The 14,143-nt window shown below is 44.5% G+C and carries 28 protein-coding genes; all 28 read right to left on the reverse strand.

The window, feature by feature from the left end:
- Positions 1–155 precede the first annotated feature (155 nt).
- The 28 genes from rplQ to rpsJ all read right to left on the reverse strand — a co-directional run bounded on the left by rplQ (position 156) and on the right by rpsJ (position 13,818).
- Entirely contained in the window at positions 156–551 is a 396-nt protein-coding gene (gene rplQ / locus AB4128_RS20005; RefSeq protein WP_055026486.1) for a 50S ribosomal protein L17, read from the reverse strand.
- A 42-nt stretch (positions 552–593) separates the two neighbouring features.
- A complete protein-coding gene (locus AB4128_RS20010; protein WP_055026487.1) occupies positions 594–1,583 on the reverse strand; it encodes a DNA-directed RNA polymerase subunit alpha in 990 nt (329 codons plus the stop codon).
- A 24-nt stretch (positions 1,584–1,607) separates the two neighbouring features.
- Positions 1,608–2,228: a 30S ribosomal protein S4 gene (gene rpsD / locus AB4128_RS20015; protein WP_055026488.1), complete on the reverse strand. Its 621-nt coding sequence runs from the start codon at positions 2,226–2,228 to the stop codon at positions 1,608–1,610.
- 32 nt (positions 2,229–2,260) lie between these two features.
- Positions 2,261–2,653: a 30S ribosomal protein S11 gene (gene rpsK, locus AB4128_RS20020; RefSeq protein WP_011635661.1), complete on the reverse strand. Its 393-nt coding sequence runs from the start codon at positions 2,651–2,653 to the stop codon at positions 2,261–2,263.
- A 17-nt stretch (positions 2,654–2,670) separates the two neighbouring features.
- Positions 2,671–3,027 (reverse strand): 30S ribosomal protein S13, encoded by a 357-nt coding sequence (gene rpsM / locus AB4128_RS20025; RefSeq protein ID WP_055026489.1) that lies wholly within the window; start codon positions 3,025–3,027, stop codon positions 2,671–2,673.
- A 119-nt stretch (positions 3,028–3,146) separates the two neighbouring features.
- A complete protein-coding gene (gene rpmJ / locus AB4128_RS20030; RefSeq protein ID WP_006083579.1) occupies positions 3,147–3,260 on the reverse strand; it encodes a 50S ribosomal protein L36 in 114 nt (37 codons plus the stop codon).
- Between the two features lie 21 nt (positions 3,261–3,281).
- Entirely contained in the window at positions 3,282–4,622 is a 1,341-nt protein-coding gene (secY, locus tag AB4128_RS20035; RefSeq protein WP_055026490.1) for a preprotein translocase subunit SecY, read from the reverse strand.
- Between the two features lie 7 nt (positions 4,623–4,629).
- The gene (gene rplO / locus AB4128_RS20040) at positions 4,630–5,064 is read right to left on the reverse strand and encodes a 50S ribosomal protein L15 (protein WP_055026491.1); all 435 of its coding nucleotides are present in this window, start codon (positions 5,062–5,064) and stop codon (positions 4,630–4,632) included.
- 2 nt (positions 5,065–5,066) lie between these two features.
- Positions 5,067–5,249 (reverse strand): 50S ribosomal protein L30, encoded by a 183-nt coding sequence (rpmD, locus tag AB4128_RS20045; RefSeq protein ID WP_055026492.1) that lies wholly within the window; start codon positions 5,247–5,249, stop codon positions 5,067–5,069.
- Positions 5,250–5,255: 6 nt separating this feature from the next.
- Positions 5,256–5,759, reverse strand: coding sequence for a 30S ribosomal protein S5 (rpsE, locus tag AB4128_RS20050; protein WP_055026493.1), 504 nt, complete (start codon positions 5,757–5,759; stop codon positions 5,256–5,258).
- 12 nt (positions 5,760–5,771) lie between these two features.
- Complete coding sequence (gene rplR, locus AB4128_RS20055) at positions 5,772–6,122, reverse strand: 50S ribosomal protein L18 (protein ID WP_055026494.1); 351 nt, start codon at positions 6,120–6,122, stop codon at positions 5,772–5,774.
- 10 nt (positions 6,123–6,132) lie between these two features.
- Complete coding sequence (gene rplF, locus AB4128_RS20060) at positions 6,133–6,666, reverse strand: 50S ribosomal protein L6 (protein WP_055026495.1); 534 nt, start codon at positions 6,664–6,666, stop codon at positions 6,133–6,135.
- A 10-nt stretch (positions 6,667–6,676) separates the two neighbouring features.
- Positions 6,677–7,069, reverse strand: a complete 393-nt coding sequence (rpsH, locus tag AB4128_RS20065) for a 30S ribosomal protein S8 (protein WP_055026496.1) — start codon at positions 7,067–7,069, stop codon at positions 6,677–6,679.
- Positions 7,070–7,093: 24 nt separating this feature from the next.
- Positions 7,094–7,399, reverse strand: coding sequence for a 30S ribosomal protein S14 (gene rpsN / locus AB4128_RS20070; protein ID WP_055026497.1), 306 nt, complete (start codon positions 7,397–7,399; stop codon positions 7,094–7,096).
- Positions 7,400–7,409: 10 nt separating this feature from the next.
- Positions 7,410–7,949: a 50S ribosomal protein L5 gene (gene rplE, locus AB4128_RS20075; RefSeq protein ID WP_055026498.1), complete on the reverse strand. Its 540-nt coding sequence runs from the start codon at positions 7,947–7,949 to the stop codon at positions 7,410–7,412.
- A gap of 12 nt (positions 7,950–7,961) precedes the next feature.
- On the reverse strand, positions 7,962–8,276 hold the full coding sequence (rplX, locus tag AB4128_RS20080; RefSeq protein ID WP_055026499.1) for a 50S ribosomal protein L24: 315 nt from the start codon (positions 8,274–8,276) through the stop codon (positions 7,962–7,964).
- 11 nt (positions 8,277–8,287) lie between these two features.
- On the reverse strand, positions 8,288–8,656 hold the full coding sequence (gene rplN, locus AB4128_RS20085; protein ID WP_055026500.1) for a 50S ribosomal protein L14: 369 nt from the start codon (positions 8,654–8,656) through the stop codon (positions 8,288–8,290).
- Between the two features lie 217 nt (positions 8,657–8,873).
- Entirely contained in the window at positions 8,874–9,122 is a 249-nt protein-coding gene (rpsQ, locus tag AB4128_RS20090) for a 30S ribosomal protein S17 (protein WP_055026501.1), read from the reverse strand.
- Complete coding sequence (gene rpmC, locus AB4128_RS20095) at positions 9,122–9,313, reverse strand: 50S ribosomal protein L29 (protein ID WP_006083592.1); 192 nt, start codon at positions 9,311–9,313, stop codon at positions 9,122–9,124. Before rpmC ends, rpsQ begins: the two co-directional genes overlap by 1 nt.
- The gene (gene rplP / locus AB4128_RS20100) at positions 9,313–9,723 is read right to left on the reverse strand and encodes a 50S ribosomal protein L16 (RefSeq protein ID WP_055026502.1); all 411 of its coding nucleotides are present in this window, start codon (positions 9,721–9,723) and stop codon (positions 9,313–9,315) included. Before rplP ends, rpmC begins: the two co-directional genes overlap by 1 nt.
- Before the next feature lie 11 nt (positions 9,724–9,734).
- Positions 9,735–10,424, reverse strand: a complete 690-nt coding sequence (rpsC, locus tag AB4128_RS20105; RefSeq protein ID WP_055026503.1) for a 30S ribosomal protein S3 — start codon at positions 10,422–10,424, stop codon at positions 9,735–9,737.
- A gap of 12 nt (positions 10,425–10,436) precedes the next feature.
- Positions 10,437–10,769: a 50S ribosomal protein L22 gene (rplV, locus tag AB4128_RS20110; RefSeq protein ID WP_055026504.1), complete on the reverse strand. Its 333-nt coding sequence runs from the start codon at positions 10,767–10,769 to the stop codon at positions 10,437–10,439.
- Between the two features lie 15 nt (positions 10,770–10,784).
- The gene (gene rpsS, locus AB4128_RS20115) at positions 10,785–11,063 is read right to left on the reverse strand and encodes a 30S ribosomal protein S19 (protein ID WP_006083596.1); all 279 of its coding nucleotides are present in this window, start codon (positions 11,061–11,063) and stop codon (positions 10,785–10,787) included.
- Positions 11,064–11,078: 15 nt separating this feature from the next.
- Positions 11,079–11,903: a 50S ribosomal protein L2 gene (gene rplB / locus AB4128_RS20120; RefSeq protein WP_055026505.1), complete on the reverse strand. Its 825-nt coding sequence runs from the start codon at positions 11,901–11,903 to the stop codon at positions 11,079–11,081.
- A gap of 16 nt (positions 11,904–11,919) precedes the next feature.
- Complete coding sequence (gene rplW / locus AB4128_RS20125; RefSeq protein ID WP_055026506.1) at positions 11,920–12,222, reverse strand: 50S ribosomal protein L23; 303 nt, start codon at positions 12,220–12,222, stop codon at positions 11,920–11,922.
- A complete protein-coding gene (gene rplD / locus AB4128_RS20130) occupies positions 12,219–12,824 on the reverse strand; it encodes a 50S ribosomal protein L4 (RefSeq protein WP_055026507.1) in 606 nt (201 codons plus the stop codon). The genes rplW and rplD overlap by 4 nt, the downstream gene beginning before the upstream one ends.
- 16 nt (positions 12,825–12,840) lie before the next feature.
- Positions 12,841–13,479 (reverse strand): 50S ribosomal protein L3, encoded by a 639-nt coding sequence (gene rplC, locus AB4128_RS20135; RefSeq protein ID WP_055026508.1) that lies wholly within the window; start codon positions 13,477–13,479, stop codon positions 12,841–12,843.
- 27 nt (positions 13,480–13,506) lie between these two features.
- A complete protein-coding gene (gene rpsJ / locus AB4128_RS20140) occupies positions 13,507–13,818 on the reverse strand; it encodes a 30S ribosomal protein S10 (protein WP_055026509.1) in 312 nt (103 codons plus the stop codon).
- Between the last annotated feature and the right edge of the window lie 325 nt (positions 13,819–14,143).

The following is a 14,143-nucleotide window of genomic DNA, read 5'->3' on the forward strand; positions in this document are numbered from 1 at the left end:
AGCCAGTGAGCCAGTGAGCCAGTGCTAGCAAAGCAGCTTGATTAATGTATGCAAGGAATTAATGTGTGAAATTGAAAAAATATGAAATGAAAGTTTGAATTTTAGATATAAAAAAACCGAGCTTAAGCTCGGTTTTTTAAGTGAGTAATTAATAATTACTCAGCAGCTTCAACTTCAACAGCTTCAGCAGCTTCAGGACGACCTACTAATTCGATGAAAGCCATTGGAGCTTTATCACCGGTACGTAGACCGCACTTTAGAATACGAGTGTAACCACCAGGACGTTCCTGGAAGCGTGGACCCAATTCTGTGAATAACTTACCTACAACTTCAGCGTCGCGGGTACGAGCAAAAGCTAAACGGCGATTTGCAACGCTGTCTACTTTAGCTAGTGTTATCAGAGGCTCAACTACGCGGCGCAGTTCTTTCGCTTTAGCTACAGTCGTCTTGATGATCTCATGACGGACTAATGAGCTAGCCATGTTACGAAACATAGCTTGGCGATGACTGCTGTTGCGGTTTAGTTGACGACCACTCTTACGATGGCGCATGACCTAATCCTTATAATCTTTAATCTTGTACTAACCTGGGACTTATAGGTCGTCTGCTAAACTAGCTGGAGGCCAGTTTTCTAGACGCATACCTAAAGATAGTCCGCGAGACGCTAATACATCCTTAATTTCAGTAAGAGATTTCTTACCTAAATTAGGAGTCTTGAGCAACTCAACTTCAGTGCGCTGTACGAGATCTCCGATGTAATGAATCGCTTCAGCCTTCAAACAGTTGGCTGAACGTACAGTTAGCTCTAAATCGTCGACAGGACGCAACAGAATCGGATCAAATTCCGGTTTCTCTTCGACAACGGCTGTTTCGGTAACATCACGTAATTCAACAAACGCATCTAACTGTTCAGCTAGAATTGTTGCAGAACGACGAATGGCTTCCTCAGGATCGATAGTACCATTAGTGGTCATATCAATAACGAGTTTATCCAAATCAGTACGTTGTTCAACACGTGCTGCTTCTACATTGTAAGCAATGCGAGCAACAGGTGAGAATGAAGCATCAACCAACAAACGACCGATTGGGCGATCATCGTCTTCAGTTTGTGCACGAGCCGAAGCTGGTACATAACCACGACCACGCTCAACGCGGATACGCATGCTGATATCATTGTTACCAGTCAAATGACAGATAACATGATCAGGATTCATGATGGTTACATCGCCATCATGAGTGATATCTGCTGCAGTAACAGGGCCTGTGCCTGACTTACTTAACGTAAGTAAAGCTTCATCTTTACCCTCGATGTTTACTGCTAGACCTTTAAGGTTAAGCAATATCTCTAGGATATCTTCTTGAACGCCTTCCTTACTGCTGTATTCATGCAATACACCGTCGATTTCGACTTCTGTAACTGCACAGCCAGGCATAGACGACAATAAGATTCGACGCAACGCGTTGCCTAATGTGTGACCAAAACCACGTTCTAGTGGCTCTAGCGTAACCTTGGCACGAGTTGGGTTAACCTGCTCTATGTCAACGAGACGCGGTTTAAGAAATTCTGTAACAGAACCCTGCATTGTGTCCTCTCTTGTTTGTTAGCCTTACTTAGAGTAAAGCTCGACGATCAGCTGTTCGTTAATATCCGCAGACAAGTCGCTACGTTCTGGTAGACGCTTGAAAGCACCTTCCATTTTAGCGCTGTCGACTTCTACCCATGTAGGCTTTTCGCGTTGACCAGCCACTTCTAAAGACGCTTTGATACGTGCTTGAGTGCGTGACTTTTCACGGATGCTTACAACATCATTCGCAGACACTTTGAATGACGGAATGTTAACAACACGACCGTTAACCACGATTGATTTGTGGCTTACTAATTGACGTGATTCTGCACGAGTCGCACCAAAACCCATACGATAAACAACGTTATCTAAACGAGTTTCTAAAAGACCAAGTAGGTTTTCACCAGTGTTGCCTTTTAGACGTGCGGCTTCTTTGTAGTAGTTACGGAATTGCTTTTCTAGCACACCGTACATACGACGAACTTTTTGTTTCTCGCGTAGCTGTAAACCGTACTCTGATAAACGTGGCTTACGAGCGCCATGTTGACCAGGTGCAGCTTCAAGCTTACACTTCGAATCGATTGCTCTCACACCGCTTTTTAGGAAAAGGTCTGTACCTTCTCTGCGGCTGAGCTTGAGCTTAGGACCCAAGTATCTTGCCATGATCTTTCTCCAACTATCCTATATACGCAGTGTTATACACGACGCTTTTTAGGTGGGCGACAGCCATTATGAGGGATAGGTGTCACATCGGTAATGTTGGTAATTTTGTAACCAACAGCATTCAGCGCACGGATGGCTGATTCACGACCTGGACCTGGACCCTTTACGAAAACTTCAAGGTTTTTAACACCGTAGTCTTGAGCAGCAATACCTGCACGCTCAGCAGCAACCTGCGCAGCGAATGGTGTAGATTTACGTGAACCACGGAAACCTGAACCACCTGAGGTAGCCCATGACAACGCATTACCTTGACGATCTGTAATGGTGACAATTGTGTTGTTGAAAGATGCATGGATATGAGCCATACCATCTGCAACCTGTTTACGTACGCGCTTACGCGGAGAACGTGACGGAACTTTAGCCATTTTGGTTTACCTTCCCGTTACTTTCTAATTGGTTTACGTGGACCTTTACGCGTACGCGCATTGGTCTTAGTACGTTGCCCACGAAGAGGCAGGCTACGACGATGGCGGAGACCACGATAACAACCAAGATCCATAAGACGCTTGATGTTCATTGAAATCTCACGACGTAAGTCACCCTCTACTGAGTATTTGGCAACTTCTTCGCGTAGAATATCTATTTGAGCTTCGCTCAATTCCTTGATCTTAGCATCTTCAGCGATTGAAGTAGCTGCGCAGATTGCTCTAGCGCGTGTACGTCCAATACCAAAGATAGCAGTCAATGCGATGACTGTATGCTTTTGATCAGGAATGTTAATGCCAGCGATACGGGCCACTATGCACTCCTTAAATGTTAAAGGCCAACTGCGAAAAGCCCGAAAGGATACTCGACAGTCGACAAATTTGCAAACATTATTTGCTCAGCTCAATATTGAGCTGAGCAAATATCTTTTTTTTAGCCTTGACGCTGTTTGTGTTTTGGTTCAACACAAATCACACGTACAACGCCACTACGCTTGACGATCTTGCAATTACGGCAGATCTTCTTCACGGAAGCTCGAACTTTCATTTCATCACTCCGTTAAAGCAACTAGCGTCCAAAGCGATCTAAATTCGCTTTGTTTACTAAGTTAGCTTTCTTCATCACAGACTCATATTGATGTGACATCATATGGGTCTGAACCTGAGCCATGAAGTCCATGATTACGACTACAATAATTAGTAGTGAAGTACCGCCAAAATAGAACTGTACTTTCCACGCAATTAACATGAACTCCGGAATTAAGCAGATAAAGGTAATGTAAATAGCGCCTGCTAATGTCAAGCGGGTCATTACTTTATCAATGTAACGCGAAGTCTGTTCTCCAGGACGAATCCCAGGAATGAACGCACCACTTTTCTTCAAGTTATCAGCTGTCTCACGCGGGTTAAACACCAACGCAGTATAGAAGAAACAGAAGAAAACGATAGCTGTTGCATACAATAATGAATACAGCGGTTGTCCTGGTGACACAGCTAAAGCGAAATCGCTTAACCATGACATAGACTCATTTTGTCCAAACCACTGAGCCAGTGTGCCTGGGAACAAAATTATGCTGGATGCAAAAATTGGTGGAATCACACCCGCCATATTAACTTTAAGTGGTAAATGTGTACTTTGCGCAGCAAACACCTTACGGCCTTGTTGACGCTTTGCATAGTTAACGACGATACGACGTTGACCACGTTCTACAAATACTACCAAATAAGTTACAGCAAATACGATTACCGCTAATAACAACAGTACCAGTACATTCAAATCACCTTGACGAGCTTGTTCAGCCGTTTGGCCGATAGCAGAAGGTAATCCAGCAACAATACCTGCGAAAATTAATATCGAGATACCATTACCAATACCACGCTCGGTAATTTGTTCACCTAGCCACATTAGGAACATCGTTCCTGTTACTAAGCTGACAACTGCTACAAAGTAAAAACCAAATCCTACATTGGCAACTAGGCCAGGTACTAGGCTTGGTAAACCTGTCGCGATACCGATTGATTGGAGTGTACCCAACACAAGCGTTCCGTATCTTGTGTATTGACTAATTTTCTTTCTTCCTGACTCGCCTTCTTTTTTCAATTCAGCAAGGGCAGGATGAACTACAGTCAATAACTGCATGATAATCGATGCCGAAATATACGGCATGATACCAAGAGCAAAGATAGAAGCACGCTCTAAAGCACCACCCGAGAACATGTTAAACATGCCTAGGATGGTATCTTTTTGTTGAGCAAACAACTCTGCTAACACAGCTGCGTCAATACCAGGAATTGGCACAAACGAACCGGCTCTAAAGACGATAATCGCACCAATCACGAACAGGAGACGAGTTTTCAATTCTGATAAACCGCCTTTCGCGCTTTTTAAATCAAGTCCTGGTTTTGCCATCGACGTATTATTCCTCGATCTTACCGCCGGCAGCTTCAATAGCTGCACGAGCACCTTTGGTTACCTTCAGACCTTTTACGGTCACTGGGCGTTCAATGGTACCTGAAAGAACGATTTTCGCAAACTGTATGTTGCGAGTAATTACGTTCGCATCTTTCAGAGCGTTCAGGTCGATAACATCACCGTTAACTTTTGCTAGTTCGAGTAAACGAACTTCAGCTGAAACCAAAGCTTTGCGCGAGGTAAAACCGAATTTAGGTAAACGGATTTTAAGTGGCATTTGACCACCTTCAAAACCGATACGCACACCGCCGCCAGAACGAGACTTTTGTCCCTTGTGACCACGACCTGCAGTTTTACCTAAACCAGAACCAATACCACGACCTACACGCTTAGGAGCAGATTTAGAACCTGCTGCTGGAGATAGAGTATTTAAACGCATTATTAATCCTCCACCTTAACCATGTAGTAAACTTTATTAACCATACCGCGAACCGAAGGAGTATCTTCAAGTTCAACAGTGTGGCCAATACGTCTTAGGCCTAGACCTAATAAACAGGCACGGTGCTTTGGCAAACGACCAATGGCACTCTTTGTCTGTGTTACTTTAAACGTTTTAGTAGCCATGGTGCATTAACCTCGAATTTCATCAACATTCAGGCCACGCTTAGCTGCAATTTGTGATGGTGACTTCATGTGCACCAACGCATCTACAGTTGCGCGAACGATGTTGATCGGGTTAGTAGAACCGTATGCTTTAGACAGTACGTTATGAACGCCTGCAACTTCCAATACGGCACGCATTGCGCCACCGGCGATAATACCGGTACCTTCCGATGCTGGTTGCATGTAAACACGCGAACCAGTGTGGCGACCTTTAACTGGGTGATGCAAAGTACCACCATTCAGTTCTACAGTTACCATGTTACGGCGGGCTTTTTCCATTGCTTTTTGAATAGCAGCTGGAACTTCGCGCGCTTTACCATAGCCATAGCCAATCTTACCATTACCATCACCTACCACTGTTAGTGCGGTGAAGCTAAAGATACGACCACCTTTAACTACTTTAGAAACACGATTAACTGCAATTAATTTCTCTTGCAAATCGTCTTTCTGCTGAGCTTCTAATTTAGCCATTTTTATAACCCCTTAGAATTTCAGGCCAGCTTCACGAGCTGCGTCAGCTAGTGCTGCTACGCGTCCGTGATACTTGAAACCAGAACGGTCGAATGCAACTGTTGTTACACCTTTTTCGATCGCACGCTCAGCAACAGTTTTACCTACTGCTTTAGCCGCGTCTACGTTACCGGTACTCTTTAGTAGTTCTTTAACCGCTTTCTCAACGGTTGAAGCAACTGCCACCACCTGAGCTTCAGGATTAATAACCTGAGCATAAATGTGACGCGGTGTACGATGTACAACCAGACGGTTCACGCCCAGCTCTTGGATCTTCTTACGAGCGCGAGTAGCGCGGCGTAAGCGAGATGTTTTCTTATCCATATCGCGTTACCTACTTCTTCTTAGCCTCTTTACGGCGTACTTGTTCGTCTGCATAGCGAACACCTTTACCTTTATAAGGCTCAGGTGGACGGTATCCACGAATCTCAGCAGCGACCTGACCAACTAACTGCTTATCAACACCCGAAAGTACGATATCAGTTTGGCTAGGACACTCTGCAGTAACACCTGCGGGCAGTTTGTGAACCAATGGATGTGAGAAACCTAAAGTAAGGTCAAGGTCTTTACCAGCAACTTTTGCACGGTAACCAACACCAATTAACTTTAATTTCTTAACAAATCCTTCAGAAACACCAACAACCATGTTATTTACTAGTGCACGAGCTGTACCAGCTTGAGCCCAAGCGTTAGCAACGCCTTCAACTGGACCAAACGTTAATACGCCGTTTTCTAGAACAACACTTACCGCATTGTTGATTACTCGAGTCAAACTACCTTTAGCACCTTTTACGGTAATAGTTTGTTCGTTTAAGGTCACCTCTACGCCGGCAGGAATAGACACTGGTGCTTTTGCTACACGTGACATACCTAGCTCCTTACGCTACGTAGCAGATAACCTCACCACCCATGCCATTTAGGCGGGCAGCACGATCGGTCATCAAGCCTTTAGAAGTGGACACAATTGCGACACCCAGACCGCCCATCACCTTAGGAAGTTCGTTTTTACCTTTGTAAATACGAAGACCTGGGCGAGATACGCGCTGGATAGTCTCAACGACTGGTTTGCCTTGGAAATACTTTAAAGTGATTTCTAATTCAGGCTTGGCTTCTTCTGCTACGGCGTAGTCAGTAATATAACCTTCGTCTTTAAGTAATTTCGCAATTGCTACTTTTAACTTAGCTGAAGGCATCGTTACCGATACTTTGTTAGCAGCTTGGCCGTTACGAATACGTGTTAACATATCCGCAATAGGATCTTGCATGCTCATATTAGCTTACTCCGTGACAAGTGCTTACCAGCTGGCCTTACGCAGACCAGGAACTTCACCACGCATAGTTGCTTCACGTAGTTTAATACGGCTAAGACCGAATTTACGTAGAACACCATGTGGGCGACCAGTTTGATTACAACGGTTACGCTGACGCGACGCGCTAGAATCACGAGGTAGAGCTTGTAACTTAAGTACAGCATCCCAACGATCTTCTTCAGAAGTATCAGGAGCGCTGATTAAAGCCTTAAGTGCTAAACGCTTTTCAGCATATTTAGCTACGAGCTGTGCACGCTTTGCTTCACGTGCTTTCATAGATGATTTTGCCATTATGCTACCCTTATTTCTTGAATGGGAAGTTAAATGCGTCTAACAAAGCACGACCTTCTTCATCATTCTTCGCAGTAGTAGTGATAACAATATCCATACCACGAATCTTATCGATTTTATCATAATCGATTTCTGGGAAGATGATTTGCTCACGCACACCCATTGCGTAGTTACCACGACCGTCAAACGCTTTTGCGCTTAGGCCACGGAAGTCACGAATACGTGGGATTGCAATGTCAACTAAACGCTCTAAAAATTCCCACATACGCTCACCGCGTAGGGTAACTTTACAGCCAATAGGGTAGCCTTCACGGATTTTAAAACCAGCAACTGATTTACGTGCAACAGTTACAACTGGTTTTTGACCAGCGATTGCAGTCATGTCACGAAGCGCATGCTCCATAACTTTTTTGTCTGCAACTGCTTCGCCTACACCCATGTTAAGGGTGATTTTTTCAATCCGAGGGACTTGCATGACACTGGTATAGCCGAACTTTTTAGAAAGTTCTGCAATAACAGTCTCTTGATATTTATCATGCAGTTTCGCCATCGTTTACTCCGTTTACTTAATGAGTTCACTATTCGATTTAAAGAAACGGACTTTTTTGCCGTCTTCGAATCGGAAACCAACACGATCTGCCTTGCCTGTGGCTTGGTTAAAGATCGCTACGTTTGATGCTTGTATCGGTGCTTCTTTCTCGATAACGCCGCCAGTTACGCCCAATTGTGGGTTTGGCTTTTGGTGTTTTTTAACAAGATTGATGCCTTCAACAATCAACTTACCAGTAGGTAGGACTTGAGAAACTTTTGCGCGTTTACCCTTGTCTTTACCTGCTAGTACAATTACTTCGTCTTCACGACGGATTTTAGCTGCCATTTTGAAGCTCCTTACAGTACTTCTGGTGCCAGAGAGACGATTTTCATAAACTGCTCGGTACGCAATTCACGTGTCACTGGTCCAAAAATACGAGTACCAATCGGTGCAAGGTTTGCGTTAAGCAAAACTGCTGCATTCCGATCGAAGCGAATGACAGAACCATCTGGACGACGTACGCCTTTCTTAGTACGGACTACCACCGCGTTATATACATCACCTTTCTTCGCTTTAGCGCGAGGAATTGCTTCTTTTACAGAAACCTTGATGACGTCGCCGATACCGGCATAACGACGATGAGAGCCACCCAAGACCTTAATACACTGAACTCTACGAGCGCCACTGTTACACGCGACGTCTAGAGTCGATTGCATTTGGATCATTTTAAGTGCTCCGCTATCGTTACTACACAAATCCCAACATTGGGATCATCATTTCGACCATTTTATAAACTATCTTGTAAATTAATTAGGTAAACCTAACTGACAACAATTTAGTCAAAAATGGCGCGCAAGTATAACACCAATATTTTGGATTGCATAGCAGAAAAAAACAAACGGCCCCAATCTTTGGAGCCGTTTACTATAACCTAATGAAAAATTAGGCCTTTGTTACTACTTCAACTAGTGTCCAAGACTTAGTCTTAGAAAGAGGACGACACTGACTAATAGTCACTACGTCACCTTCATTACACTGATTTGTTTCGTCATGTGCATGGATCTTAGTTGTACGCTTAATGTACTTCCCATAAATAGGATGTTTCACTTGGCGTGCAATAGCAACAGTAATAGACTTGTCCATTTTGTTGCTAAGTACTCGACCTTGCAAAGTACGGATTTTATCAGACATTACGCACCTGCCTTAGAAGTAATAATGGTCTTAACACGTGCAATGTTACGACGCACTAATTTCAATTGATTCGTTTGAGTCAACTGACCAGTAGCGTGTTGCATACGCAGGTTAAACTGCTCACGCAGCAGACCAAGTAGTTCAGCGTTAAGTTCTTCAACGCTCTTTTCTCTTAGTTCGCTCGCTTTCATTACATCACCGTCTTAGTTACGAAGGTAGTCTTAATAGGAAGCTTGGCAGATGCTAAAGCAAACGCTTCACGCGCTAACTCTTCAGATACACCATTCATCTCATAAAGAACCTTACCAGGTTGAATCTGACATACCCAGTATTCAACGTTACCTTTACCTTTACCCATACGCACTTCAAGAGGCTTAGAGGTAATTGGCTTGTCAGGGAAAACTCGAATCCAAATTTGTCCTTGACGTTTAATGTGACGTGTCATGGCACGACGTGCAGATTCGATTTGACGTGCAGTTAGACGGCCACGGCCGACTGCTTTCAAACCGAAAGTACCAAAGCTAACTTCAGTACCGTTCGCTAGACCACGGTTGCGGCCTTTGAACATCTTGCGAAACTTCATACGTTTAGGTTGCAGCATTAAAGTTTCTCCTATTTACCACGAGGCTTGCGCTTAGGCTGCTGCTTCGGCTCTTCTAATGCTGGGATGATACCGTCTAGAACTTCGCCTTTGAAGATCCAAACTTTAACACCAATCACACCGTATTGAGTGTGACTTTCAGAAGTAGAATAGTCGATATCAGCACGTAAGGTATGTAGAGGTACACGACCTTCACGATACCATTCAGAACGTGCGATTTCAGCACCGCCTAGACGGCCGCTCACTTCAACTTTGATACCTTGAGCACCAATGCGCATTGCGTTTTGAACTGCACGCTTCATAGCGCGACGGAACATAACGCGACGCTCTAATTGCTGTGCAATACTGTCAGCAACAAGCTTTGCGTCTAACTCAGGCTTGCGGATCTCAGCGATGTTGATTTGAGCAGTAGTGCCTGTAATTTTAGATACATATGCACGTAATACTTCAACGTCTTCACCTTTCTTACCAATCACAACACCTGGACGGGCAGTGTGAATAGTAACGCGGATGCTCTTCGCAGGACGCTCGATAACGATTTTAGATACTGATGCAGCCTTCAATTTCTCAGTGAGATATTGACGAACTTCCCAGTCGCTGTGCAGGTTATTTGCATAATCTGCTTTATCGGCGTACCAAGTAGAGATCCAAGGCTTTGTGATACCCAGACGGATACCATTAGGATGTACTTTCTGTCCCATTGCTCTCTTCTCCTAGCGATCTGATACAACCACAGTAATGTGGCTGGTACGCTTCATGATACGATCAGCGCGGCCTTTGGCACGAGGCATGATGCGCTTCATTGTTGGTGCTTCGTCAACGAAGACTTTACCAACTTTAAGCTCATCGATATCTGCACCTTCGTTGTGTTCGGCGTTTGCGATAGCTGAGTCTAGTACTTTTTTAACCAGTACGGCGGCTTTCTTAGGGCTGAAGGTCAAAATCTCAAGTGCCTTAGAAACAGGCAATCCTCGAATTTGATCAGCAACTAGACGGGCCTTCTGCGCAGACGTACGGGCGTAACGATGTTTAGCTAAAACTTCCATCTTATGTCTCCCGTATTAACGCTTCTTCGCTTTCTTATCTGCAGCATGGCCGCGATAAGTGCGAGTTGGTGAAAATTCACCAAGCTTATGACCGATCATTTCGTCAGTTACGAACACAGGTACGTGCTGACGACCATTATGGACAGCGATGGTCAACCCAATCATATTTGGGATGATCATTGAGCGACGAGACCAAGTCTTAATTGGCTTTTTGTCTCCCGCTTCCATCGCTTTCTCTACCTTCTTCAGCAAGTGTAGGTCAATGAAAGGACCTTTCTTGAGAGAACGTGGCATGGGCGAATCCTCTTACTATTTATTACGACGACGTACAATGTACTTGTCGGTGAGCTTATTACTACGAGTTTTATAACCCTTAGTTGGCACACCCCATGGACTCACTGGGTGACGTCCACCAGAAGTACGGCCTTCACCACCACCATGTGGATGGTCAACCGGGTTCATTGCAACACCACGAACTGTAGGGCGTACGCCTCTCCAGCGTTTAGCACCTGCTTTACCTAACTGGCGTAGCATGTGCTCAGCGTTACCAACTTCACCGAATGTTGCACGACAATCAACTGGTACTTTACGCATTTCGCCAGAGCGAAGACGTAGAGTTGCATATTGGTTATCACGAGCAACAACTTGAACATAAGCACCAGCTGAACGCGCGATTTGAGCACCTTTACCAGGCTTCATTTCTACTGCGTGCACAACACTACCCACTGGGATGTTGCGAAGCGGCATTGCGTTACCAGTTTTGATGTCTGCATCCAAACCAGATTGGATTGCGTCACCAGCTTGCATACCTTTAGCAGCAAGGATGTAACGACGCTCACCGTCTGCGTATAGTACTAACGCGATGTTAGCTGTACGGTTCGGATCATACTCAAGACGTTCGATTTTTGCAGGGATACCGTCTTTATTGCGTTTGAAGTCAATAATACGGTAATGCTGCTTGTGTCCACCACCTACGTGACGAACAGTGATTCGACCAGTATTGTTACGGCCACCACTTTTAGATTTCTTAGCCAACAGGCCTGCAAAAGGTTTCCCTTTATGCAAGTCGCTGTTCACCACTTTAACAACGTGGCGACGACCTGGAGAGGTTGGCTTACACTTAATAACTGCCATGATAATTCTCCTTTGCTTACTCAGCGCCGCCAACGAAATCGATGTCAGCACCAGCAGCTAAAGTTACATAGGCTTTTTTCCAATCGCTACGACGACCAACACGGCCACCAGTGCGCTTAGTTTTACCTTTGTTTACCAAAGTGCGGACACTATCAACTTCAACTTCAAAAAGCTTCGCTACAGCAGCTTTAATCTCTGCTTTAGTCGCATCGATTGCTACGCGGAAAACTACAGTGTTGTTTTTCTCAGCAAGCACAGTGCTCTTTTCAGAGATATGTGGAGCAAGAATAACTTTTAGCAAACGTTCTTCGGTGATCATGCTAGCATCTCCTCGATTTGCTTCACTGCATCAGCAGTAACAAGAACAGTGTTAAACGCGATTAGACTAACTGGGTCAAGACCCGCTACGTCACGTACGTCAACCTTGTATAAGTTGCGTGCTGCTAAGAATAAATTCTCATCAACATCTGCAGTAACAATTAGAACGTCTTCTAAGTTCATTTCTTTTAGTTTAGCTTTCAGCTCTTTAGTTTTAGGAGCTTCAACACCAAAAGATTCAACAACGACTAAACGCTCTTGACGTACCAATTCAGAAAGAATGCTTTTTAAAGCACCACGGTACATCTTTTTGTTAACTTTTTGGCTGTGATCTTGAGTTTTAGCAGCGAATGTTACGCCACCGCCACGCCAGATCGGGCCTTTAACACTACCGGCACGAGCACGGCCAGTGCCTTTCTGGCGCCAAGGCTTTTTGCCTGAGCCAGTTACTTCCGCACGAGTCTGTTGAGCACGAGTGCCCTGACGCGCGTTTGCAGCGTAAGCTACAACTACCTGATGAACCAATGCCTCGTTAAAGTCACGGCCGAAGGTAGTTTCGGAAACTTCAAGAGCGCTTTGCGCGTCTTTCAATACCAATTCCATTACTATCTCCTCAGACCTATGCTTTAACGGCTGGCTTGATAATCAAGTCACCATTGGTAGCGCCAGGAACAGCACCTTTTACCAATAACAAGTTACGCTCTGCATCTACACGTACAACGTCTAGATTTTGAGTAGTGACTTGCTCGGCACCCATGTGGCCAGACATTTTCTTACCTTTGAAAACGCGACCAGGTGTCTGGTTTTGACCGATAGAACCATTAGATCTATGAGCCAAAGAGTTACCATGTGTCATATCTTGAGCGTGGAAGTTCCAGCGTTTAATACCGCCTTGGAAGCCCTTACCTTTAGATTGACCAGTAACATCAACTTTCGCTGTATCAGCAAAGATATCAACGTTAAGTTCAGCACCTACTTCAATGCCTTCACACTCACCATCTGCCAAACGCAATTCCCATAAGCCACGACCAGCTTCTACGCCGCTCTTAGCAAAATGACCTGCTTCTGGTTTGGTGATGCGATTGGCTTTTTTGGTACCAGTAGTTACTTGAAGAGCACGGTATCCGTCAGTTTCTAAAGTTTTCACTTGAGTAACACGGTTACCAGCAATTTCAATTACTGTTACAGGGATTGAAGCGCCATCTTCTGTGAAGATGCGAGTCATACCCACTTTACGACCAATAAGACCGATAGCCATCTTTCAAACCTCTTCTAAGGATCTCAATTAACCTAAGCTAATTTGAACGTCGACACCAGCGGCAAGATCTAAACGCATTAATGCGTCTACAGTCTTTTCAGTTGGCTCTACGATGTCAACTAAGCGCTTGTGAGTACGAATTTCGTATTGGTCACGAGCGTCTTTGTTGACGTGCGGAGAAGTCAAAATGGTATAACGTTCTTTACGCGTAGGAAGTGGAATAGGACCACGAACCTGTGCGCCTGTACGCTTAGCAGTTTCAACGATTTCCGCTGTTGATTGATCGATCAGACGATGATCAAATCCTTTCAAGCGGATACGGATTCTTTGGTTCTGCATTGACCAGAGCTCCTAAAATGCACACATAAAAAATCACCCTCTAGCTTCTTCCCATTGGAAAAGCAGAGCGAGATGATTTAACCGTAGACTCCCAATCGGAGTCAATTATGAAAATGAATAACCCTTATGGTTAAACATTATATTACACTGTCTAGGACAGCGAAGGGGAATTATACAGATATCAGATGAGAGATCAACCCCTTCGAACAAAAACTCTTCAATCTAGTTAGTTTGTTCAAGGCGGTGGATTTTACACAGTTCAATTTAAAAAGCAACAGAAACAAAAAAGGAAGCCGAAGCTTCCTTTTTTAATGTGTTAACTAAC

It is taken from the genome of Shewanella sp. 10N.286.52.A9 (genome assembly GCF_041468985.1).
Lineage (GTDB): Bacteria > Pseudomonadota > Gammaproteobacteria > Enterobacterales > Shewanellaceae > Shewanella > Shewanella japonica.